This is a genomic window from Nonomuraea sp. NPDC023979 (assembly GCF_040639085.1).
Lineage (GTDB): Bacteria > Actinomycetota > Actinomycetes > Streptosporangiales > Streptosporangiaceae > Nonomuraea > Nonomuraea ceibae.
This window is the reverse complement of sequence record NZ_JBEZZG010000005.1, coordinates 373,532-393,634: the sequence shown is the minus strand read 5'-3', so window position 1 is coordinate 393,634 and position 20,103 is coordinate 373,532. Positions and strand designations below refer to the sequence as shown.

At 73.7% G+C, this 20,103-nt stretch carries 20 protein-coding genes; 9 read left to right on the top strand and 11 right to left on the bottom strand.

All coding sequences use genetic code 11. The features are described from left to right. Positions 1–22: 22 nt before the first annotated feature. Both AB0G11_RS13450 and AB0G11_RS13445 read right to left on the bottom strand, forming a co-directional pair. A complete protein-coding gene (locus AB0G11_RS13450) occupies positions 23–778 on the bottom strand; it encodes an NAD(P)H-binding protein (protein WP_357585922.1) in 756 nt (251 codons plus the stop codon). A gap of 14 nt (positions 779–792) precedes the next feature. Beyond that, on the bottom strand, positions 793–1,290 hold the full coding sequence (locus tag AB0G11_RS13445) for a carboxymuconolactone decarboxylase family protein (RefSeq protein ID WP_219503680.1): 498 nt from the start codon (positions 1,288–1,290) through the stop codon (positions 793–795). Between the two features lie 205 nt (positions 1,291–1,495). On the opposite strand from AB0G11_RS13445, the gene AB0G11_RS13440 reads away from it, so the two are divergent. After that, positions 1,496–2,419 carry an RNA polymerase sigma-70 factor gene (locus tag AB0G11_RS13440; protein ID WP_357585920.1) on the top strand — a complete coding sequence of 308 codons (924 nt, stop codon included), beginning with the start codon at positions 1,496–1,498 and terminating at the stop codon, positions 2,417–2,419. Between the two features lie 16 nt (positions 2,420–2,435). Here the strand turns inward: AB0G11_RS13440 and AB0G11_RS13435 are convergent, their stop codons facing one another. Beyond that, positions 2,436–3,338: an aminoglycoside phosphotransferase family protein gene (locus AB0G11_RS13435; protein ID WP_357585918.1), complete on the bottom strand. Its 903-nt coding sequence runs from the start codon at positions 3,336–3,338 to the stop codon at positions 2,436–2,438. Between the two features lie 226 nt (positions 3,339–3,564). Further along, complete coding sequence (locus tag AB0G11_RS13430) at positions 3,565–4,194, bottom strand: DUF4184 family protein (RefSeq protein ID WP_357585916.1); 630 nt, start codon at positions 4,192–4,194, stop codon at positions 3,565–3,567. Positions 4,195–4,313: 119 nt separating this feature from the next. Here AB0G11_RS13430 and AB0G11_RS13425 point away from each other — a divergent pair, with 119 nt between their 5' ends. Next, on the top strand, positions 4,314–6,032 hold the full coding sequence (locus AB0G11_RS13425) for a SpoIIE family protein phosphatase (RefSeq protein ID WP_357585914.1): 1,719 nt from the start codon (positions 4,314–4,316) through the stop codon (positions 6,030–6,032). An 89-nt stretch (positions 6,033–6,121) separates the two neighbouring features. Next, a complete protein-coding gene (locus AB0G11_RS13420; protein ID WP_219503665.1) occupies positions 6,122–6,661 on the top strand; it encodes a DUF892 family protein in 540 nt (179 codons plus the stop codon). Between the two features lie 10 nt (positions 6,662–6,671). On the opposite strand, the gene AB0G11_RS13415 is transcribed toward AB0G11_RS13420, so the two are convergent. Continuing rightward, the gene (locus tag AB0G11_RS13415) at positions 6,672–7,289 is read right to left on the bottom strand and encodes a TetR/AcrR family transcriptional regulator (protein WP_357585912.1); all 618 of its coding nucleotides are present in this window, start codon (positions 7,287–7,289) and stop codon (positions 6,672–6,674) included. 109 nt (positions 7,290–7,398) lie between these two features. On the opposite strand from AB0G11_RS13415, the gene AB0G11_RS13410 reads away from it, so the two are divergent. The 3 genes from AB0G11_RS13410 (at position 7,399) to AB0G11_RS13400 (ending at position 9,296) form a co-directional block, all read left to right on the top strand. Continuing rightward, on the top strand, positions 7,399–8,001 hold the full coding sequence (locus tag AB0G11_RS13410) for an NAD(P)H-dependent oxidoreductase (protein ID WP_357585910.1): 603 nt from the start codon (positions 7,399–7,401) through the stop codon (positions 7,999–8,001). Between the two features lie 120 nt (positions 8,002–8,121). Further along, complete coding sequence (locus tag AB0G11_RS13405; protein ID WP_357585908.1) at positions 8,122–8,907, top strand: LLM class flavin-dependent oxidoreductase; 786 nt, start codon at positions 8,122–8,124, stop codon at positions 8,905–8,907. A 92-nt stretch (positions 8,908–8,999) separates the two neighbouring features. After that, complete coding sequence (locus AB0G11_RS13400) at positions 9,000–9,296, top strand: hypothetical protein (RefSeq protein ID WP_357585906.1); 297 nt, start codon at positions 9,000–9,002, stop codon at positions 9,294–9,296. A 91-nt stretch (positions 9,297–9,387) separates the two neighbouring features. Here AB0G11_RS13400 and AB0G11_RS13395 read toward each other — a convergent pair whose 3' ends face one another. The 3 genes from AB0G11_RS13395 to AB0G11_RS13385 form a co-directional block, all read right to left on the bottom strand. Further along, the gene (locus AB0G11_RS13395) at positions 9,388–10,176 is read right to left on the bottom strand and encodes a hypothetical protein (protein WP_357585904.1); all 789 of its coding nucleotides are present in this window, start codon (positions 10,174–10,176) and stop codon (positions 9,388–9,390) included. 127 nt (positions 10,177–10,303) lie between these two features. After that, complete coding sequence (locus AB0G11_RS13390) at positions 10,304–10,876, bottom strand: DUF6461 domain-containing protein (RefSeq protein WP_357585902.1); 573 nt, start codon at positions 10,874–10,876, stop codon at positions 10,304–10,306. Positions 10,877–10,915: 39 nt separating this feature from the next. Next, the gene (locus AB0G11_RS13385) at positions 10,916–12,016 is read right to left on the bottom strand and encodes a 5'-nucleotidase (RefSeq protein WP_357585900.1); all 1,101 of its coding nucleotides are present in this window, start codon (positions 12,014–12,016) and stop codon (positions 10,916–10,918) included. Positions 12,017–12,233: 217 nt separating this feature from the next. Here AB0G11_RS13385 and AB0G11_RS13380 point away from each other — a divergent pair, with 217 nt between their 5' ends. Beyond that, a complete protein-coding gene (locus tag AB0G11_RS13380; protein WP_357585898.1) occupies positions 12,234–13,376 on the top strand; it encodes a serine hydrolase domain-containing protein in 1,143 nt (380 codons plus the stop codon). Positions 13,377–13,387: 11 nt separating this feature from the next. Continuing rightward, entirely contained in the window at positions 13,388–14,797 is a 1,410-nt protein-coding gene (locus tag AB0G11_RS13375) for an MFS transporter (protein WP_219503633.1), read from the top strand. 27 nt (positions 14,798–14,824) lie between these two features. On the opposite strand, the gene AB0G11_RS13370 is transcribed toward AB0G11_RS13375, so the two are convergent. Together AB0G11_RS13370 and AB0G11_RS13365 are read right to left on the bottom strand one after the other, a co-directional pair. Continuing rightward, complete coding sequence (locus AB0G11_RS13370; protein WP_357585896.1) at positions 14,825–15,106, bottom strand: hypothetical protein; 282 nt, start codon at positions 15,104–15,106, stop codon at positions 14,825–14,827. Positions 15,107–15,209: 103 nt separating this feature from the next. Next, positions 15,210–18,392, bottom strand: coding sequence for a DUF6493 family protein (locus tag AB0G11_RS13365; protein WP_357585894.1), 3,183 nt, complete (start codon positions 18,390–18,392; stop codon positions 15,210–15,212). Positions 18,393–18,609: 217 nt separating this feature from the next. Between AB0G11_RS13365 and AB0G11_RS13360 the strand changes: the two genes are divergently transcribed. Beyond that, entirely contained in the window at positions 18,610–19,485 is an 876-nt protein-coding gene (locus tag AB0G11_RS13360) for a hypothetical protein (RefSeq protein ID WP_357585892.1), read from the top strand. Between the two features lie 121 nt (positions 19,486–19,606). On the opposite strand, the gene AB0G11_RS13355 is transcribed toward AB0G11_RS13360, so the two are convergent. Beyond that, positions 19,607–20,032, bottom strand: coding sequence for a MarR family transcriptional regulator (locus AB0G11_RS13355; RefSeq protein ID WP_357585890.1), 426 nt, complete (start codon positions 20,030–20,032; stop codon positions 19,607–19,609). Between the last annotated feature and the right edge of the window lie 71 nt (positions 20,033–20,103).

The following is a 20,103-nucleotide window of genomic DNA, read 5'->3' as shown; positions in this document are numbered from 1 at the left end:
CTTCGGATGATCGCCTGGCGGCTCAGGGCTGGGCGCCGAGCCATTCCTGGAAGGTGGGCCCGGCGAGCTTGGCGTGCGGGCCGGGCAGGAACGCGCCCTCGGCGGCGAGCTCCGCGTCGGGCATGCCCGCGCCGTCGACGCCGACGACCTTGACGCCCCGGCGGGCGCCGAGGAGCGCGGCCGCCTCCGCCAGGATCTCCCTGCGGGGCCCGGCGATCTCGGGGATCGGCGCGCCCGGGTCCGGCTCGGGGCCGAGGGCGAGGCCGGCCAGCTCCTCGGCCACGGCGCGGCAGGCCACGAGCTGGCTGGGCAGGGCCGGGACGTAGGCGACGTCGCCCTGCTGCCAGTCCAGGAGTTGGCCGACGAACTCGTGGAACTGCGCCGCGCGCAGGATCCGGACGGGGAGCGGGCCGGACAGCAGCAGCTCCTCGTGCGTCTTCTTGGCGGCGAGGAATCCGGCGGTGGCCCTGTCGACGCCGATGATGGACGCCACGGCGATCCGGGCGACCCCCGCCTGCCGCCCGTACTCGTGCAGGTTGCGGGCCGAGGCGCGGAAGAACTCCGTCGCCGCCTCCTCGTCGGAGGCGTGCCACGAGGCGACGTCGACGACGACCTCCACCCCGGTGAGCGCGTCGGCCAGACCGGCGCCGGTGATCACGTCGACGCCGGTGGCCCGGGACATCGGCACGACCTCGTGCCCCCGTTCGGTGAGCACGCCGACGACGTGGCGGCCCAGCCGCCCGGTCGCCCCCGCCACCGCGATCCTGGTGATGCTCATGCTGTACGCCTTTCTCACACGTGGTAGTTCTGGCCGGGGGGCATGCCGGGGATCGGCTTGGCGATCAGGGCGGCGGGGGTGAAGAAGCCGATGTGGGCGATCGCCATGACGAGCGTCCACAGCGCCTTGTCGTCATAGAGGGCCGCCGCCCTGGCGTACAGCTCGTCGGGGACGCGCTCGCCCGACGGGTTCGGCGTGAGCACGGCCTCGACCAGCTCCAGCGCGACCCGCTCGGCGTCGGTGAAGCAGGTGGCGTCCCGCCAGGTGGCCACGGCGGTGATGCGCTCCTCCGGCTCCCCCTCCCGGCGCAGGTTCCCGGTCTCCCTGATCGTGAAGTACGTGCTGCCGAGCAGCTGCCCGGCGCGCAGTTGCAGCAGGTGGACGGTGACCTGCGGGATCGACCCGTTCTTGATGACCTTGTGCAGGGCTCCGCCGACCTCCGCCAGCTCGGGGACGAACGGCAGCGGGTTGGGCATGCGCGACCGGAGATCAGTCGTCGTGGGTCCGGACATGGTGAGGCTTTCCCTTCGCGGACTCGGCTCGCGTGCCGCACGGCTCGTCCGTACGGCGTCCTGACGACCACGAGACGCCGGCCGCCCGGGCTCCGTAACAGCGCCGGCCTGTGACCTGGACCACCGCCCGAGGGTGTTACGGAACGGCCCTCGGCGGCGTCCTGTGCGTGTGGTAGAGCTGAGTGCGGACAGGCAGGGGCCAGGCATGAGCGGACGGACGGCAGCAGGGCAGCCCGGCGGGCCCGACCGGGTGGAGCCCGCCACCGAGGTGTTCGTCGCCCATCGCAACCTGCTGTTCACGGTCGCGTACGAGATGCTGGGCTCGGCCGCCGACGCCGAGGACGTCCTCCAGGAGACCTGGCTGCGCTGGGTGGACGTCGACCTTGACAGCGTGCGGGAGCAGCGCGCCTACCTGGTGCGGATCGTCACCCGGCAGGCGCTGGACCGGCTGCGCGCGCTCGGGCGGCGCAAGGAGTCCTACGTCGGGCCGTGGCTGCCCGAGCCGTTGCTGACCGCGCCCGACGTGGCCGAGGACGTCGAGCTGGCCGACAGCGTCTCGATGGCGATGCTGCTGGTGCTGGAGACGCTGCAGCCGCTCGAACGGGCGGTGTTCGTGCTGCGCGAGGTGTTCGACCTGAACTACGACGAGATCGCCGAGGCCGTCGGCAAGAGCCCGGCCGCGGTCCGGCAGCTCGCCTACCGGGCGCGGGCGCACGTCGCCGCGCGGCGACCCCGGGGCACCGGCTCCCCCGCCGAGCACCGGGCCGCGCTCCGGGCCTTCCAGCGGGCGGTCGAGACCGGCGAGCTGCAGAGCCTGCTCGACATCCTCGCGCCGGACGTCGTCGCGCTGAGCGACGGCGGCGGCGTCAGGCACGCCCTGCTGCGCCCCGTCGTGGGGGCCGGCAAGGTGGCCCGCCTGCTGGCCGGCGGCTGGTGGCGGCGCGACGCGGACAGGACGGCCGAGCTGGTGCAGATCAACGGCGGCCCGGGGCTGCTCATCCGGCTCAACGGCGAGATCGACGGCGTGGTGGCGGTGCGGCTGGAGAACGGCTACGTCACCGGCGCCTACCACGTGCGCAACCCGGAGAAGCTGTCCCGGATCGAGCGGCAGACGATCGTGAGCCGCTGAGCCGGGCCGACGTGCGTCAGACGCCCATCAGGACGCGGTCGAGCGCCGCCCGGCCCGCGGGTCCCCAGTGCGGCTTGCCGCCGGGCAGGCCCCGGTCCCCGTTCTGCCCCATGAGCATCAGGAAGAGGCTCTTCGCGGCGGCCAGCCCGCGGGCGCGCCGGATCGCCGCCTCGTCGGCACGCCCGTAGCTGTCGAAGAAGCGTGCGGCGGCGCCCGAGGGCAGCAGCACCCACGCGGCGGCGAGGTCCCAGGCCGGATCGCCGGCGAACAGGTCACCGAAGTCGATGACGCCCGAGAGCGTGCCGTCCGTGACGACGACGTTCGCGGGATGCAGGTCGCCGTGCACCCACACCGGCGGGCCCGCCCACTCCGGGGCCGCGACGGCGTCGGCCCACACGTCCCGCACGGCGCTCGCGTCACCGACGGCATCGGGGTCGAGGGCCTGCAGGAACTCCTCGAAGCCGGCCGTGCGGTCCCGGGGATGGGCGCGGCGGTCCGTGGCCATCGGCGCGTCGGCGGGCGCCTCCACGTGGAGCGCCCGCAGGAAGCCCGCCAGCGCGTCGGCCGCGTGGGCGCCGCGGCTGATCGTGCCGTGGTCCAGCGGCTCGCCGGGAACCCACGTCATCACGGTCCAGTGCTTGGGGAAACGCTCGGACGGCTCGCCGGACCGCACCGGGGCCGGCACCGGGAGCGGCAGGCGCGGGGCCAGCACGGGCAGCCACCGCCGCTCCTTGAGCTGGAGCTCCGGAGTGGGGTCCATCCGCTGCATGCGCACGGCCAGCTCGTCCCCGAGACGCCACATCTGGTTGCCCCAGCCGCCCGCCACCTCGCGCACGGCCAGCCCCGCCAGGTCCGGATGCTGCTCCCGCAGCAGGTCGCGGACCAGGTCCGCGGTGATCTCGATCTCCGTTTCCGTCATGCGCAGCCACAGTACTCAAACACCGGATCGGTTCCGCCGTCGCGCCGCCGTTCCCAGCGGCTCCGAACCGCTCCAGGCGGTGCGCCCGGCCGGGCCGTGAAATCAGCGGCCGGGGCGCCGGTGTCACCGGCGGCTGAACGCGGTCCAGCCGTGCCAGGCGAGCACGTAACAGGCGAGGGCCAGCGCCACGCCGTCGGCGCCGCCCAGGATCGTGCTCCGTACCAGGTCATAGTCGCTCACCGCGGCACGCTCCGACGTCGCGCCGGCCACGGCGCCGACGGCCGTGGCGAGAACGGCCGCGGCCAGCACCGCGCCGCGCGCCCGGCCCGTGACCCGCGGCCCCCGGTCGGCGTGCTCGTCCTGGGCGACCGGCGCCCGCCGGTACCACCGCAGGAGCCAGCCGCCCAGGACGAGCAGGCCGGCCCGCCGAGCTGGCGTACATCAGCACGTTGAACACCCGGTGCGCGCCCGCGACCGGCTGCCGCAACGCCTGCCAGTGCGCCACGGCGTAGCCGCCGGCCTGCGTGAACGCGTCCCAGACCAGGTGCGTGGCCATCCCGGCGAGCAACGCGGCCACCACGGCCACCGGCGCCGGCCGCACCACGCCGGGCAGCCGGGCCCGCAGCGCGGCGGGCGCCAGCGCGGTCAGCGGCTTGCGCAGCCCCAGGTGGAACAGCAGGAGCAGCGCCACCCCCACCGGCACGCCCAGCAGCAGCGCCCCCCACCACGTATGCGTGTTCGCCGACGAGAAGGGCAGAGGCAGGTAGTAGGGCGCATCAGGCACCACCGCCCCGATCGCCAGCGCCGACGCGGGTAACCACCGCCGCACCGGCAGGATCGCCACCATATGGCTCAACGTGAAGGGCACCCGCCATTATCGACACACGCCCCCCGCCCGCCAACCACGGCGGCGCTCCCCCGGCTTGCGCACAACGTGTTTGTCAACCCCCGGCTCTTCTGGGTAGTGGCCGGTGCATGAACGAGGGCAGGAGTGCCGGTCACGCGGCCGCCGGAGACGGCGGGCCGTCCGTGACGGTGGACGGCGCGCGCCGCCGCCACCTGGGCGATCTGTCCGACGCGGGCGCGCTCGTGGTCGACGCCCAGGGCCGGATCGTCGAGGTCAACCGGCGGGCCGCGAACCTGCTGCGCCGCCCCGCCGAGGAGCTGCTCGGCCGTGACGCCCACGACCTGCTGCACCGAGGGAGGAGCGGCGAGACGCTGCCCCCGAGCGTGTGCGTGATGCGGGAGCCGTTCGTCGCGGGCCGCACCGCGCAGGGCGAGGAGGAGTGGTTCGAACGCGGGGACGGCTCGCTGATGCCGATCTCCTGGGTGGTGACCGCCTGCCGGACCGGCACCGAACAGCGGGGCGCGCTGGTGCTCTTCCACGAGGTCACCGCGTCCCCGTCCACCGAGCCCGCGCACCCGTCCCCGGCCATGTCGGAGCTGGACCGCCTGGCCCTGCTGGCCGAGACCACCACGAGGCTCACCTCCACGCTGGACGCCGACGAGACGCTGCGCCAGCTGATCCGCCTGGTGGTGCCGCTGCTGGCCGACTGGGTGGTGATCGACCTGCTCACCGAGGAGGGCGGCGTGACCCGCGCCGCCGTCGTCCACCACGAGAACGGCGTGCTGCGGCACCGCAGGGACCTCGAAGTCCCGATGCCGCCGGTGCCGCAGGAGTCGTCCATGCCGCTGTCGCGGGCGCTGCGCGGGGTAACGGCCGCGCTCATCGGTCCGAGCACCTACCAGGGGGAGCCCGACTCCGACGTCGCGGTCATGCAGCGGAAGCTCTTCCAGGCCACGGGCATGCACTCGGCGTGCATCGCCCCGATGCGCACCGTACGTGAGGTCGTCGGCGCCATGACCCTGGGCCGCTCCGAGCGGCCCGCCCCGTTCACCGGCGCCGACCTGGTCCTGCTGGAGGACATCGCGCGCCGCGCCGGCATCGCTCTGGACAACGCCCGCCTGTACGAGCGGCAGCGCCGCGTCGCCGAGACCATGCAGCGCCACCTGCTGCCGCAGCTCCCCCGGGTGCCCGGCCTGGAGCTGGACGCCTGCTACCTGCCCGCCCCGCACGCCTCCGACGTGGGCGGCGACTGGTACGACGCGTTCGCCCTGCCCGACGGGGCGATCGGCCTGGTGATCGGCGACGTGGTCGGCCACGACCTGGACGCCGCGGCGGGCATGGCGCAGGTCTGCAACATGCTGCGCGCCTACGCCGCCGACCTGGAGGAGAGTCCCAGCAAGATCCTGAACCGGCTCGACCAGGCGGTGAGTCGCATCGCCGAGACCACGATGGCCACCGTCGTCTTCGCCCGGGTCGAGCCCCTGGACGGCGGCTGGCGCCTGCGCTGGTCCAGCGCGGGGCACCCGCCGCCCCTGCTGATCGAGTCCGACGGCCGCTCCCGCTATCTGGAGGAGGCGGGCGGCCTGCTGCTCGGCACCGGCATCGGCACCGAGCGCCAGGACGCCGTCCTCGACCTGCCGCCCCGCGCCACCCTGCTGTTCTACACCGACGGCCTGATCGAGTCGCCCGGCCACAGCCTCGACGAGGGCATGGACCGCCTGCGGCAGCACGCCGTCTCCCTCTCCCACCACCCGCTGCCCGGCCTGTGCGACCTGCTCCTGGCCGCCGTGCGCCCCGCCAACAACGAGGACGACGTCGCCATGCTGGCCCTGCGCACGCCGGGCTGAATCCCGGCCGGCACGTGTCGCAACCCAGGTGGAGGCCCCGGCGAAGTTACCTTCGAACCGAGAAGGCACCGGGGGAAACGGGGAAGCACATGACGCAGACGGATGACTTCGTACTGGATGTCACCAGAATTCGTGACCAGGTACGCCAGAAGATGGACGAGGGGCCGATCACGCAGACGTTCGGCCATGACCCGAGCAAGGTCGTCGAGGTCCTCAACGACGTGATCGCCACCGAGGTGGTGTGCTGGCTCCGCTACACCAGGCATGCCATCTCCGCCAAGGGCATCGACCGCGCGCAGGTGGCGGAGGAGTTCACCGAGCACGCCAAGGAGGAGCTCAACCACGCCCTGCGCGCGGCCGAGCGCGTGAGCCAGCTCGGCGGCGAACCCGATCTCGACCCGGCCAAGCTGGTCCAGCGCTCGCACACCGACTACCAGGTCCCTGAGGACACCGACCTGCGGGCCCTGCTGCAGGCCAATCTCTGGGCCGAACGCATCGTCATCTCCACCTACCAGGAGATCATCCGCTGGCTCGGCGACGGCGACCCGACCACCCGCCGGCTCATGGAGTCGATCCTGGAAGAGGAGGAGGAGCACGCCGACGACCTCACGGACCTGCTCGGGGTCTAGCCGCGCCCGCTCATTCGGGGCGGGCGCGCAGGTGGCCGTACAGGAAGGCGCGGACGCCGGCGGTGACGGTCCGGGTGATCTCGGCGTCGGTGGGCTCGGCGCCCCGGTAGGACGGATCGTGGACGGAGATCAGGAGCAGCAGGTGGACGGCTGCCCGGTCGGGGTCCTCGGCGTGCAGGAGCCCCTGCTCGCTCCAGCGCCGCAGGTGGGCGGCCAGCACCCGGCGCACCCGTAGCGGCCCGGTTTCCTGCCAGGCGTCGATCGCGGCCTGGGGGATGTGCCCGGCTTCGGCGTTGATCTGCCGGACCAGGGCGAAGTGCCCGGCCTGCCCGTCGCCGGTGGGCGCGGTGAGCTCGCGGCCGAAGTCGACGAGGTCGGCCTCCAGGTCGGTGATCTTGCGCAGGTGGCGGTCGATGACGGCGATCTGGGCGTCGGCCGCCCGGGCGGCGCTGTCCTGGATGACGGCCTGGAACAGTTCGGCCTTGTCGGTGAAGTGGTTGTAGATCGTGCGCGTGGACACCCCGGCCGCGCGGGCGATCGTGTCGATGCCGGCACGGGTGTAGCCGTCGCGGGCGAACACTGTCAGCGCACCGGCCAGGATCGCCCTGCGCTTGTCTTCCCGGCTCATCCGGAACCCTTCCCAAAATGCAATACACGTTTTACTTTTTGCCATGCCCGTTGTACTTTACCGGAGGTTCGGCCACCGGACCGCCGAACCGGAGCATGAGGAGACAGACGTGATCAGGATCGCCGTCGTCGTCGGCAGCACCCGCCCCCACCGCCGCACCGCCGTCGCCGCCCGCTGGGTCGCCGAGGCCGTCGCCCACCACCCCGCCGTCGCGGCGGGCGAGGCCGCCTTCGAGGTCGTGGACCTCGCCGAGTACGACCTGCCGGTGCTGGACGAGCCGGCGCCCGCCCTGTTCGGCGACTACCGGCACCCGCACACGCACCGCTGGGCCCAGACCGTCGCCTCCTTCGACGGGTTCGTGTTCGTCACCCCGGAGTACAACCACTCCGCCCCCGCCGCGCTGAAGAACGCCATCGACTTCCTGTACGCCGAATGGGCCGACAAGGCGGCCGGCTTCGTCAGCCACGGCGTGCACGGCGGCGTACGCGCGGTCGAGCACCTGCGGCAGGTCATGACCGAGCTCGGCGCGGCCAACGTGCGCACCCAGGTGGCGCTGTCGGCGTTCACCGACTTCGAGACCACCGCCCCTACCGACCCCGGCGTGATCACCCCCGGCCCGCACCAGGAGTCCACGCTGATGGAGCTGCTGGACGAGGTCATCGCCTGGTCCGGAGCGCTCAGGACCCTGCGCGCACCGGCCACGGCGGCCTGACCTGCTCCCTGACCGGCTCCCTGGCCTGCTCCTCGGCCGCGCGTCCTCCGGGAAGCGGGCGCAGGACGGGGCTAGGATCCCGGCTGAGATCATCCGTCGCCGCGGAAGGCGGGCCGTCCGATGCGCTGGGGGCTGTACCTGCCGCCCTTCGGGGAACTGGCCGATCCGCGGGTGCTGGCCGAGCTGGGGGCCCAGGCGGAGGCGGCCGGGTTCGACGGGGTGTTCCTCTGGGATCACGTGGTGCGGCCCGAGCGTCCCGGGCTGGAGGTGGGCGACGCGTGGATCGGGCTGGCGGCGATCGCGGCGGCGACCCGCCGGGTGATCATCGGGACCAGGATCACGCCGCTGTCGCGGCGCAGGCCCCAGGTCGTGGCGCGGCAGGGGGTGGCGCTCGACCAGCTCAGCGGCGGGCGGTTCGTGCTGGGGGTGGGCCTCGGGTCGGACCGTTCGGGCGAGCTGTCCAGGCTCGGGGAAGAGACCGATCCCCGGGTACGGGCCGCGATGCTGGACGAGGGCCTGGAGGTGATCCGCAGGTGCTGGTCCGGGGAGCCGGTCTCGTACGAGGGAAGGCACTACAAGGTTGACGGCCTGACGTTCCGGCCGGCGCCTCGGCCGCGGGTGCCGATCTGGGTGGCCGCCCAGTCGGTACGGCGCGGGCCGCTGCGAAGGGCGGCGCGGTTCGACGGGTTGTGCCCGGAGACCGGTCCGGACGGGCTGGTGGAGATGCTCGGCGTCGTCCGGGAGCATCGGCAGAGCCTGGAGGGGTTCGAGGTGGCGGTGAGCGCGCCGCCGGGCGCCGATCCTGACCCGTATCGGCGGGCCGGGGCCACGTGGTGGCTGGTCCAGGCGCCGGCGGTCAGCACCGCGGACGAGGTGGCGGCGATCATCGAGACGGGCCGGCCGTAAATGTCGGTGCCCGTTGATAGCTATGGCTCGTCACGCTGACCGACCCACGACGGAGCCCCCCATGACCCTCTCCACAGACGCGAGCGCCTGACATGGGCGTCCTCGACGACTTCCCCCGGTCCCACAGCTACATGATCGACCACCACCTCAGGATGCCGCGTGACCTGTTCGCCCGCTACGACGCGGGCGGGCGGCCCGGCGCCGACGAGGCCGGGCGCAGGGCGTACGGGATCTGGGCGCAGCTGCGGCTCAGCCTGGGCGACACGGGCGGCCACGCGCACCCGGAAGAGGTGCGCCGGGTGGTGCGCGAGGTGGCCGGCGGGGACATCCCCAGGACGGTCGAGGACACGCGCGCCCTGTGGGACATCGCCGACACGCTGTCGTCCTAGGCGTTCCCGCTGGCGGACGACACCGCGATCAGCGATCCGAGCATCACCCGCCAGCTCGCCCCCGTGTAGGCCCGCCGCCCGTGCCGTCAGGTCAGCAGCCCACCCTCCGGCTGCTCAGCGCGATGTCGTCGAGCCACACGTCGTAGCCGGAGGGGTCCGGGTCCGCCTGGTAGAGCTGCCAGCCCAGCTTGACCGTGTCGAAGCGGGGGAAGACGAAGTCCACCGGGTTGCCGCCGTGCTCCCGGGTGGACACGGTGAGCTCCGGCTTGGCCACCCCGTCGAACCAGAGCGAGACGCGGTTGTCGCCGGCGTCCAGGTGCCACTCGACGCACGTCCATCTCCCGGCGACGGAGGGCGCGGTGGTCCGCCAGTTCGTCCAGTCCCCGGTGGGGCCGCCGTCCGCGCCGACGCCCCAGTACGCGGCTCCTCCGTGGGGCGGCGGCGCGTACTGGCCGCCGAGCGGGCGGACGATCTCCGGCCCGTCGCCGGTCGCCTCGACCAGCGTGTAGTGCGCCCAGTCGGGCGCGGCCGGGAACGCGGCGACCCGCAGCCGCACGCGCCCGTAGAAGCTGTTGCCCGGCGCGGCGAAGTCGTCCACCTTCAGGAACGCGCGGCCGTTGCCCTCGGTGTGCACCCGCAGCACCTTCTGCCCCCGCCGCCCGGCGCGCTCGACGGTGAGCGTGCCGTGCCTGGTGTCGATGCCCCAGCGGAGACTGCTCGCGCCGCCGACGGGCATGGCCTGGAAGTCCTCGCAAAACAGCAGGTCCGCCTTCGCGCACGTCCGCGCGTCCGGGTGGGCCGAGGCGGAGGCGGCCACCAGGGCGGCCGTCAGCGGCACCATCGACAAGGACACAACGGCGCGGGCCGGCCAGCTACGCACGAGGACTCCCTTTGACGCGGATGTGGGGCGAGCGGGAGTAAAGTACGCCATCCGGCGCCCCGAAGCGGGCGCCCCACGACCGCCCCGGGCAACGGCCCTGGTGACGAGGCCGCAGCCGGAGAAACTTTCAGCGGCCGGGCAGAGTGGGACGCTCCTGGCGGATCCACTCCTGATCCAGTCGCACCCCGCTCTCCGACTCGATGACCGCCAGGCAGACCGCGTGGCGGTACCGGGCATCCTGGGCGTCGTCGTCGAGGTCGTAGGCGTGGAACAGCCCGGCGTACGGGGCCATCGGCCCCAGCCCGGCGGTCCAGCCCTCCCGGGACTCGTACGGGTCCCAGCCGCCGATCACCTCGCCGTCGGCCCAGAGGAGCATCGTGAAGTCGGCGTTGACGTCCCAGCTGGCCACCCAGACGCGGGCACCGGCGCTGAGCGGCTCCATCAGCTCAGGCAGCAGGCCGGCGAAGCCTCCGATCTGGAGGATCGCGACACAGTCCGCCGCCTGGCCGAGCGACAGGGCCTCGTCGGCCGCGTCCAGCGCAGGCATCCGGCGCAGCTCCTCGGGGCGGCCACCGAGCCTGGTGACCGCCTCCTCCACGGTGAGCGTTCCGGTCAGGGGCTGGACCACGATCCAGCAGACGTCGTCGGGCAGGACGGTTTGGGCGATCTCGGTGTAAAGGGCGATGAGCTCGGCGGCCATGGTCTCTCCTGTCCCTCTGACGGTCTCCGGTGAGGCGGGTTAGCCGCGGATGGTGACGCGGTCGCCCTTGGGGGCGCGGACCGGTGAGTGGTCGGCGAAGTACGACGCCAGCGCGCCCCGGTCGTCGGGGCCGTTGTGGGCGACGCTGTTGTCGGGCCACCTCCACTGCGGGAAGCCCTCCCAGCCGCCGGCCAGGATGTAGTTGGCGGCGACCTTGATCACCTGCGTGTCGGTCACCGGCGCGCCGTTCAGCGTGAGCGCCGTGACCTCCCCGTTCGCCAGCGTGTAGCGCAGCCCGGCGGACGGGGTCAGCACGCCGCGCTCCTTGTTCGCGTGGCCCAGGAGCCACTTGAGCTGGGAGCCGTTCATGGACCAGGTGTCGACGTGGAGGCCGTTCGGCTGCGTGGCGTACAGCTGCTCGTACGTGACGGGCCCCTTCTTGATCTCGGCGCCGGGCGAGCGGACCGCGTACTTGCTGACCAGGGCGATCTGCGCGCCGGACACGGGCTGGACCGCTTCGAGCATGGCGTCGGCCACCAGCTCGGCCACCGGGCCGCCGCCCCAGCTGTCGCGCTTGATGTCGTCGGCGGCGACGCCGATCTGCTTGCTGCCCTTCGGCCCGGCGCACTCGAAGTAGTAGATGATGTTCGTCCTGAGCCGGTCGGCCTGGTTGAACTCGATCTGCAGCGAGTACGTGGTCGACTCCTGGTCCAGGCTCAGCGTCTCCAGCACGGCGTTGTGGACCGGGCCGTGGTCGGCCGGGACGTCGAGCTTCTTCCACTCCTTGGCGCCGACGAGGCGGTACTGGATCGACTGCGCGCCCGCGGGAATGCCTTCGAGCCGCCCGTGGAGCTTGAAGGTCAGGGGGCACTTGGACGCGGTGGTGCGCTCGAAGGCGATGCGGGCCTTGCCCACCAGGTTCGGGAGCGGGCTCTCGGTGCCGGTCGGGGTGGGGGCCGGGCTCGGGGCAGGGCTCGACGTGGGCGCAGGCGTGGCCGTGGGGGTCGGCGCCGGCGTGGCCGTCTCGTACTCGGCGGAGGTCTTCACGCTGTGCCAGACGTCGCCGGTGTAGGTGTCGCCGCCGGTGCAGGTGACGGCGAACGGCGCCCTCCCGGAGGTCTTCCTCGCCGGGCCGAGCACCCGGACGGCGCCCCAGCCGGAGGCGTCGCCGCTGACCTTGAGCGACGTGGACAGCCGGACGGTCTTGATCCCCTTGCCGCCGACCCGGTACGTCCTGACCTTGCTCCTGTCACCGTCGCTGAACGTCCACTGATACTTCAGCGCGACGGGGGCTCGGTCACCTTTGCCACGCGCCGTCCGTCATGCCGGGGACTGAACACCTACGAAAGGTTCTGGCATGAGCAACACGGACGTTCACGGAACGGTCGCCGACGGCTTCGAGCAGGTGCGGGAGACGTTCGCCCGGGTCGTGGCCGAGCATGACATCCCCGCGCAGCTCGCCGCTTACGCGCACGGCCGGCAGGTGGTGGATCTGTGGGCCGGGGACGACGAGGCGGGTGGCGACGCGCTGACCGCGGTCTACTCCTCCACCAAGGGAGCCGCGACGCTGGTGGCGGCGCTGCTGGTGCAGGAGGGGGTCCTGGACCTGGACGAGCCGGTGGCCGCGCGGTGGCCGGAGTTCGCCGCCGCCGGGAAGGGCGGGATCACGCTGCGGGACGTGCTGACGCACCGTTCCGGCGTGATCGGCGTGGACGGCGGGCTGTCGGCGGCCGAGCTGGCCGACGACGCGGTGATCGCGCAACGCCTGGCCGGGCAGCGCCCGTACTGGCGGCCGGGCTCGGCCTACGGCTACGGCGGGTTCGTCACGTTCGCGCTGGTGAACGAGGTGATCCGGCGGGCGACCGGCCGGTCGTTGCAGCAGGTCTACGAGGAGCGCGTGCGGGCCCCGTACGGGCTGGACCTCTACCTGGGGCTGCCCGAGGAGCAGGAGAGCCGGTTCCGGCCGATCGAGTGGTGGACCGCCACGCCCGAGCAGGAGGCCGCGTTCTGGTCGAACGTGCCGGGGCCGCACAGCATCCTCGGCATCGGGTACGGGCTCAACAGCACGCCGCCGCTGGACCAGGCCGCCTTCGTCAACACCCGCGCGGTGCGCGCGAACGGCCAGGCGTCGGCCGGCGGGGTGGGCAGCGCCCGCGGCCTGGCCGGGCTGTACGCGGCGGCGATGTGGGGGCTGAACGGCCGGCCGCCGCTGCTCAAGCCGGACACGATCGGCGCGTTCGCCCAGCTCCACTCCGTCGGCGCCGACCTGGTCCGCGGCGACCAGGGCAACTACGCGGTCGGCTTCCAGGCCAAGGGCCTGCGGTACGGGTTCCTCAGCGCGAACGCGTTCGGCCACGACGGCTCGGCGGGCTCGGAGTCCTTCGCCGACCCGATGAACGGCATCGCCTTCGGCTACACGCGCCGCCGCTTCGGCTTCGGCTGGTCCTACCCCGAACATGATCTGCTCGCCGCCGCGCTTCACCGCGCCGTCACCGCCTGAGGTCCCGAGAAATGACTACGCGAACCGCCCCCCGGACCGAGACGCGCGGCCTGGCCCTGCTGGTCATCGCCGCCGCGCAACTGCTGATGGTGATGGACGGCACCATCGTGACCGTGGGCCTGCCCGTCATCGGGGCCGGGCTCGGCATCGCCGAGACGGACCTCGACTGGGTGCTCACCTCCTACGCCCTGGCCTTCGGCGGCCTGCTGCTGGCCGGCGGGCGCGCCGGTGACCTGTTCGGGCGGCGCAGGCTGTTCCGCGCCGGACTGGTCGTGTTCCTGGCCGCCTCCCTGCTGGGCGGCCTGGCCGGCAACGCCGCCGTGCTGATCGCCGCCCGGGTGCTGCAGGGCGTCGGCGCCGCGATCGTCGCCCCGGCGGCGCTGTCCCTGCTCACCGACACCTTCCCCGCCGGGCCGGAGCGCAACAAGGCGCTCGGCGTCTACGGCGCGATGGGCGGCCTGGGCTCCGTCGCCGGCCTGCTGCTCGGCGGCGCGCTGACGGAGTATCTGGGCTGGCGCTGGATCATGTTCGTCAACGTGCCCATCGCGCTGCTGGTCCTGGCCGGCACGTTCGCCCTGATGCCGGGCACCCGCGAGCGCGGCGGCCTCGACCTGCCCGGCGCGGCCACCGTGACGCTCGCCCTCGGCTCCCTGGTGTACGCGATCAACCGGGCCGGCTCCCACGGCGTCGGCGACGGGCTCACCCTCGCCTTCGCCGCGGCCACCGCCGCGCTGCTGGCCGCGTTCGTGCTCATCCAGCGCAAGGCCCGCGCCCCGATGCTGCCCCCGGGCGTGCTCGCCGACCGGGGCAGGCTCGGCGCCAACCTGGTCATGCTGCTCATGGGCGCCGGGCAGCTGGCCACGTTCTACTTCCTCACCCTCTACATGCAGGCGATCAACCAGTACTCGCCCATGATCACCGGGCTGGCTTACCTGCCGTTCGCGATCGGCATCGGCCTCGGCTCCGGCGTCGCCGGGCCCCGGTTGCAGGCCCGTGCGTCCACGCGGACGGTCCTGATCATCGGGATGGCGGTGGCCGCCGTGGCGATGGGCTGGTTCAGCCTGCTGACCCCTGGCCAGAACCCGCTCCTGGTGCTCCTGCCCGCCCAGCTCGTCGCCGGGATCGGCCTGGGCATCGGCTTCGTCGCCGCCACCATCGGCGGCGTCCACGGCGTCACCGCGAGCCATTCGGGCATCGCCTCCGGCCTGGTCAACACCAGCCAGCAGATCGGCGGCGCCCTCGGCCTGGCCGTCCTGGCCGGCGTCGCCGTCGCCGCGACCGCGAGCCGGCCGGCGGGCACTCCCCTGCACGACGCGCTGACCAGCGGCTACACGGCCGGGATGCTCGGCGCGGGCGGCTTCTACCTGGCCGCCATCCTCACCGCCGCTCTCCTCCTCCGGCCCCGTACCGCGCCGGACTGAAGCGCCGTGCCGGAAGGCGCCGGGACGTCAGGACGTCAGGGTGCAGTTGTCGGCGCCGAGCTGGCTGTTCCACAGGAACGTCCACCCGCAGTCGTACGTTCCGGCCGCCTCACCGAAGCGGATCGTGACGCTCGTGCCGCTGTGGCCGTCGCACCCGTATCCCGACACTTCGTAGTATCCGCCGCCGGTCGGCGTGCGGCCCCCCGAGAAGCAGACGGCGTCAGCGGCCGCCGCGTGGCCGGGCACGGCCCCCAGCGCCACGGCGAGGGCCGCCGCGCCCAGGACGGCCGCCAGGCTGGCTGATCGCATGGTGGTGCTCCTTTCCCTGTCCGCCATTCCTGTTCCGCCAGGAACGGTAGTCAGCCGGGAGCGGCCCGCCCAGAGGCATCCGTCACCAGTGCGCGTGGATTCGTCACAGTCCGGGCGTGGCCCCGGTGAGCTGGGCGTGCAGGCGCCTGCACTCGTGGACGATGCGGGTCGTACGGCGGCTGCGCGCGTAGGCGCCGACGACCGGGATCTCCCCGCGCGCACCGGTCCAGCGGGCCACGTCGGCAGCGAAGGCGACAAGCTCGGCGTGGGTCACGGAGGTGCGGCCCCCGCCGGGCAGCATCCCGGGCAGCAGGGTGGTCAGGATGCGCCACACCTCGTGGTGGCCGCCCGCCTCCGCCAGCTCCGTGAGGGCCGCGATGGCGGGGCGGGTCTCCTGCCAGGTGCGGCGCAGCACCAGCGCGAGCTGCCGGCCGATCGCCTCGGCGGGCAGCCCGCCCCTCGCCGCCATGCGCAGGATCGACGGGACCAGGCCGGGCACGCCCTCGGCGAGGAGGAAGGCGAGGATCACCGCCGTGGACTCACCCGCCGGGCCGTCGGCGAGCTCCAGTCCGGTGACCTCCTCCGGAGTGATCCTCCTGCTCCAGCGGTCACGCAGCAGGAAGGGCAGCAGGTTGACGGCCACGATCTCGCGGTGCGAGGGCAGCATGGCGGGCCAGCCCCTCAGCGTGCCGCTGGACTCGTCGACGCTCCGGTCGGCGGGTGGGCGCAGCAGCACCTCGTCGATCAGCCGGTGCCCGGTCGGGGCCGTCACCCGCAGCACGGGCCGGAGCCTGACCTCGGAGAAGTGCCGAGGTTCGCCGTCGCCGAACTCGACCATGGATGCCCCGGCCAGATGGCGCCACACGTGGCCGCACGCGGGATCGGCCAGGCCGTCGCCGGCGAGCCAGCGGGCGGCCGAGCGGGCCGCGGCGGAGCCGACCTTGGCGGCCCGCTCGGCCGCGGCCGGATGGCTGCCCCGGGGCAGCCGCAGCAGCGCCTGGGCCAGGTCGGCCGGCGGTGGCTCCACTCCCGCCGCGGCGCAGGTCTCCAGCCGGTCGACCAGCACGTCAGGGTCGAGGTGGCCGTTCATCCAGGTCGGCGTGGCCAGCAGCACCGGCGGGAGGGCGTCGTCACGGAGGGCCTCGGCGACCTCCACGTAACGGTGCAGCAGGAATTCGTGGAACGGGGAGACGCGACCGTGGGGCAGCCGGTTGCGCCGCCGCCACTCCTCCTCCTCGGACAGCTCAGGAGGCATGACCGAGCGCAGCCGGGGTGGGAAGAAGTCGACGCACACCCCCACGAGCGGCTCGTCCGGGGCCGGCGGGGGCACCTGCTCACCCGCCCGCATCGCCGCGATCCGGGCGGGGTCCACGCCGAGCTCGGCCATGCGCTCGTAGGCGTCGTCGAGCACGAAGGACGGCATGGCCTCGCCGGAGTCGTCGTACAGGACGCCGGGTCTCCCCCGCACCGACCGCGAGCGGCCGGACGGTCCCTCGAAGCTCTCCTCTCCGACGCGGGTGGGCGGGTCGTTCAGGCGGACGCGGCCGTCGGCGAACGGGATCGGCCGGCCGTCCTCGTGGGCCACGGCCTTGCCGGGGCCGTCGTCGCTGGTCCAGGTGATGGTGAAGACGCGCGGCGGGGCGTCGTCCGCGAGGTGGCGGCCGGGCCGCTGGGAGCTCATGGACATCCTCATGGACGGCGGCTCCGGCTCGGGCTCCTCGCCACGGGTGAGGACGCGTACCCCCACGGAGAAGCTGGCGCTGTCCCAGTATTTCTCCGGCCCGATCGGGGGCGGCTCCGGCACGCTGCCGGGGCTGACGAGCTCGGCGGACAGCACCCAACGCCAGTCGCCGGGATTGAGGCGTACGTCCCTGGAGCGCCAGTGGCCCTGGTGCCTCACGACATAGGGCTGGAGCTCACGGCGCAGTTTCGCCCGGTCGGCGGCGGCGCCCGCGACGAAGGCCGCCAGCCAGCGCTCCTCGTCGATCCACCCCTCGTGCCGACCGGGAAAGATCGACGGCTCGGGGAACGGCCGCGCCTCCGGCGGCTCGGGCAGCGGCGGGAACTCCTTGCGCGTCTGCGGCTCCTCGGCCGGGATCTCCCCGCCGAACCGCTCGGCCACCCTCACGGCCAGATCGGCGGACAGGTCGGCGGGCAGGTGGCGGACGGCGTCGAGGATCGTCTCGGCATGGGCGGCGAACAGGCCGGCGTGCTTCAGCGTCAGCTCGGCCGCGCGGTTGCGCACGTCGAAGGAGGCGTGCGCGTAGGCCGTGGTCAGCGCGGTGACGAACCCGGCGGCGGACTCGGGCTCGGCCAGGAGCGCCTGGTCGAGCCAGCGCAGGCCGGTGGTGGCGAGCTTGGACTCGGCCCGGAACGTGAGCGCGTCGACCGCCTCCGCCAGGTCGGCGCGGTCGAGCGGCATCGCCCGCCGCACCTGAACCACGGCCAGCTCGGCGACCGTGCCCGGGGCCGACGGCAGCAAGCGCAGGTAGTCGCGCAGGCGGGGCGCGGTCTCGGCGGGCGTGGGGTCGAGAAGCGTGTGCAGCCGGACGAAGAACCGCAGGTCCTGCGCCTCGCCGCCGCGCAGGAAGCGGCTCACGCAACCGTCGAGCGCCTGGTCCCGGGGCAGTTCGCGGGCGGCGGCGGCCAGCCAGCGGGTCGGCCGGGGCTCCAGCCGTTCCTCCCGCAGGGCACGGCCCGCGCCCTCGGCGGTGAAGATGCGGGGCAGCAGCGCGGGGGTCAGTGGGTCGCCGGTCACGCCCGGCGCGGTCAGCCAGGCGGCCACCAGCGGGTCGTGGCCGGGCGGCGCGGCACCGGAGTCGCGCAGCAGCGCCACGGCCAGCGGCGCGATGCGGTCGGCGGGGCGGCGGATCCGCTGGGCCAGCCGGACCGCGACCTCGCTCCGCCACGGCTCGGGGCGGCAGGCCGCAACCCGGCACACGCCGGCGACGTCGAGGGCGTCGGCCCAGCGGCGGTTGACGTCGCGGCTGGTCATCCACGCGACGGCGGCCGCCGGGCCGGTGATGAGGCCGACGCCGGCCAGCAGCAGCGCCCCGGCCAGCCGGTCGAGCATGTCACCGACCTCCCAGGAGATCATCTCCTCGAGGTCGCCGGAATGGCGGGCGCGCAGCCGTTCGGTGCGGGCGGCGCGCAGTTCCTTGACCAGACCGGGCAGCCGCCCGGCCGGCTCGACGCGCTCCTCCTCGGTGAGCGCGGCCAGCCGGTCGGCCAGGCGGGTGACGTCGTTGCGCGTGATCAGGTCACGGATCTCCGTCCAGACGGTCATCGGGAGCCGCCCGGGGTGCGTCCCTGGTGGAAGCGGGGGGAGGGCGCGGCGTTGGGGTACGCCCGCGTCGCTGCAGTCATGGCCGGGACGGTAGATCATCGCACCGACAAACCCGCGCGGCCTCGTTAAGATCATCCGCATTCGCACCTTCTCGCGCGTCCGGCGCCACCGCTTCGGGCGTCCGGCCGCCGCCGCAGTCACGCTCTACCTGGCCGCCGTGGCCGCCGCCGCGGTGGTCTCGGTCGTGTCCGGCGACCACCGGGCGGTGTCGGTGGCCGCGACGGGCCTGCCGTGGCCGCCCGTCCCGCGGGAGTTCCGGCTGCCGCTGCTCCTGGGGAGCTGCGGGGTCAACGCGTGGATGCTGTGGCAGATCCTGCGCGGCCCCGCGCTGCCGGCCGCCGCGCAGCCGCCGGCCGGCGTGGTGTGGCCGCGGCGTCTGCTGTACGTGGGCGTCGCCGGTGACCTGGTGCTCTGGGAGCTCCTCGACGAGTTGCCCCGCCCCGTGGACCACGTGGCGAGCGGAGCCGTCTGGACGGCCACCGTGATCCTGCTGGTCCGGGTCATGCGAGGCGTCTCGCCGGGCTTCCGGGTGGCCGCCGTCACCCTCGGCCTGGCCGGGGCGCTGGCGCCGCTGCTGTGGCTCCTCCTGGACGCCGCCGATGCGCGGCCGGCGGGCCTGGCGGCAGCCGGCTGCTGCGTGGCGATGATCCTCGCCGGGCAGCGCCGCGACGGGCGGTGGAGCGGCCTCACGGTCGGCATCGGCTGGGTCGCCCTGTTCTTCTGGCCCGTCTCTCACCTGTCCGCGCTCGCTCTCCCGGGTGGCGAGCTGTTGTTCCACTACCCGTGGCTCGGGTCGATCCCGCTCGGCGCGTGCCACACGGTGTGGCTGGCGCGCACGGCGCACGAGCTGGCCGCACCCGCCGTGAGGAGCGGGATCGTGACGGGCCGCGTGCCCCGGCTGTTCGCCGCCACGGTGCTGGCGCTGCCGCTCGTCGTGGTCGGGGCCGAGGCGGGCGCCCGGTACGGCTTCACCGGCCCCGGTGCGGGCTGCCGTGAGCGGATCGGGCCCTACGCGGGCAGTCCCGGGCGCTAGCGGCTGCGCGTCCACGCGCGCACGCGGGAACGGGACGAGGACGATCCCGGCGCTCCGGTCGAGGATCACCTGCTCGTCGCCTTCCCGGACCGGTCACCGGGGAAGCTCGTCCGCTGACCGGTCAGGCGACGACGGCGCGGGCCAGAAGGCGTTGCAGGGCGTCCTGCTCCTCGGCGGACAGCGGCGCCAGCGGGGACTCCTCGGCGAGCAGGCCCAGCAGGCGCTCGCGCAGCTCGGCGCCCGAGGGCGTCAGGACGAGCTGCTTGGCGCGGCGGTTGCCGGGGTGCGGATGGCGTTCGAGGTGGCCCTGTTCTTCGAGGCGGTCGGCGACGAACGTGGCGTTGGAGGGCTCGCAGCTCATGCGTTCGGCGAGCTCGCGCAGGGTCATGGGGCCGGTGAGCTCACGCAGCGCGACACCCTGCGAGGCGGTCAGTCCGAGGGTGGCCGCGCGGACCCGGACGTGCGCCTCGATCTGCTTGGCCAGGCCGCTGATCAGGCCGCACAGCTCGCGGTCGGCCTGGGCCTGCGTCTCGGGGTCGCCGGTCATGGCGCAACTCTACTACAACTCGAATGATTGCAATTAGAACCGTTCTAGTTGTAACTTTCTGTCGGCGCCGC

What these genes read in the sequence shown, in the direction of transcription:
- AB0G11_RS13450 (WP_357585922.1), bottom strand. Translation starts at nt 778, where the DNA reads ATGAGCATCACCAGGATCGCGGTGGCGGGGGCGACCGGGCGGCTGGGC.
- AB0G11_RS13445 (WP_219503680.1), bottom strand. Translation starts at nt 1,290, where the DNA reads ATGTCCGGACCCACGACGACTGATCTCCGGTCGCGCATGCCCAACCCG.
- AB0G11_RS13440 (WP_357585920.1), top strand. Translation starts at nt 1,496, where the DNA reads ATGAGCGGACGGACGGCAGCAGGGCAGCCCGGCGGGCCCGACCGGGTG.
- AB0G11_RS13435 (WP_357585918.1), bottom strand. Translation starts at nt 3,338, where the DNA reads ATGACGGAAACGGAGATCGAGATCACCGCGGACCTGGTCCGCGACCTG.
- AB0G11_RS13425 (WP_357585914.1), top strand. Translation starts at nt 4,314, where the DNA reads ATGAACGAGGGCAGGAGTGCCGGTCACGCGGCCGCCGGAGACGGCGGG.
- AB0G11_RS13420 (WP_219503665.1), top strand. Translation starts at nt 6,122, where the DNA reads ATGACGCAGACGGATGACTTCGTACTGGATGTCACCAGAATTCGTGAC.
- AB0G11_RS13415 (WP_357585912.1), bottom strand. Translation starts at nt 7,289, where the DNA reads ATGAGCCGGGAAGACAAGCGCAGGGCGATCCTGGCCGGTGCGCTGACA.
- AB0G11_RS13405 (WP_357585908.1), top strand. Translation starts at nt 8,122, where the DNA reads ATGCGCTGGGGGCTGTACCTGCCGCCCTTCGGGGAACTGGCCGATCCG.
- AB0G11_RS13400 (WP_357585906.1), top strand. Translation starts at nt 9,000, where the DNA reads ATGGGCGTCCTCGACGACTTCCCCCGGTCCCACAGCTACATGATCGAC.
- AB0G11_RS13390 (WP_357585902.1), bottom strand. Translation starts at nt 10,876, where the DNA reads ATGGCCGCCGAGCTCATCGCCCTTTACACCGAGATCGCCCAAACCGTC.
- AB0G11_RS13380 (WP_357585898.1), top strand. Translation starts at nt 12,234, where the DNA reads ATGAGCAACACGGACGTTCACGGAACGGTCGCCGACGGCTTCGAGCAG.
- AB0G11_RS13375 (WP_219503633.1), top strand. Translation starts at nt 13,388, where the DNA reads ATGACTACGCGAACCGCCCCCCGGACCGAGACGCGCGGCCTGGCCCTG.
- AB0G11_RS13370 (WP_357585896.1), bottom strand. Translation starts at nt 15,106, where the DNA reads ATGCGATCAGCCAGCCTGGCGGCCGTCCTGGGCGCGGCGGCCCTCGCC.
- AB0G11_RS13365 (WP_357585894.1), bottom strand. Translation starts at nt 18,392, where the DNA reads ATGACCGTCTGGACGGAGATCCGTGACCTGATCACGCGCAACGACGTC.
- AB0G11_RS13355 (WP_357585890.1), bottom strand. Translation starts at nt 20,032, where the DNA reads ATGACCGGCGACCCCGAGACGCAGGCCCAGGCCGACCGCGAGCTGTGC.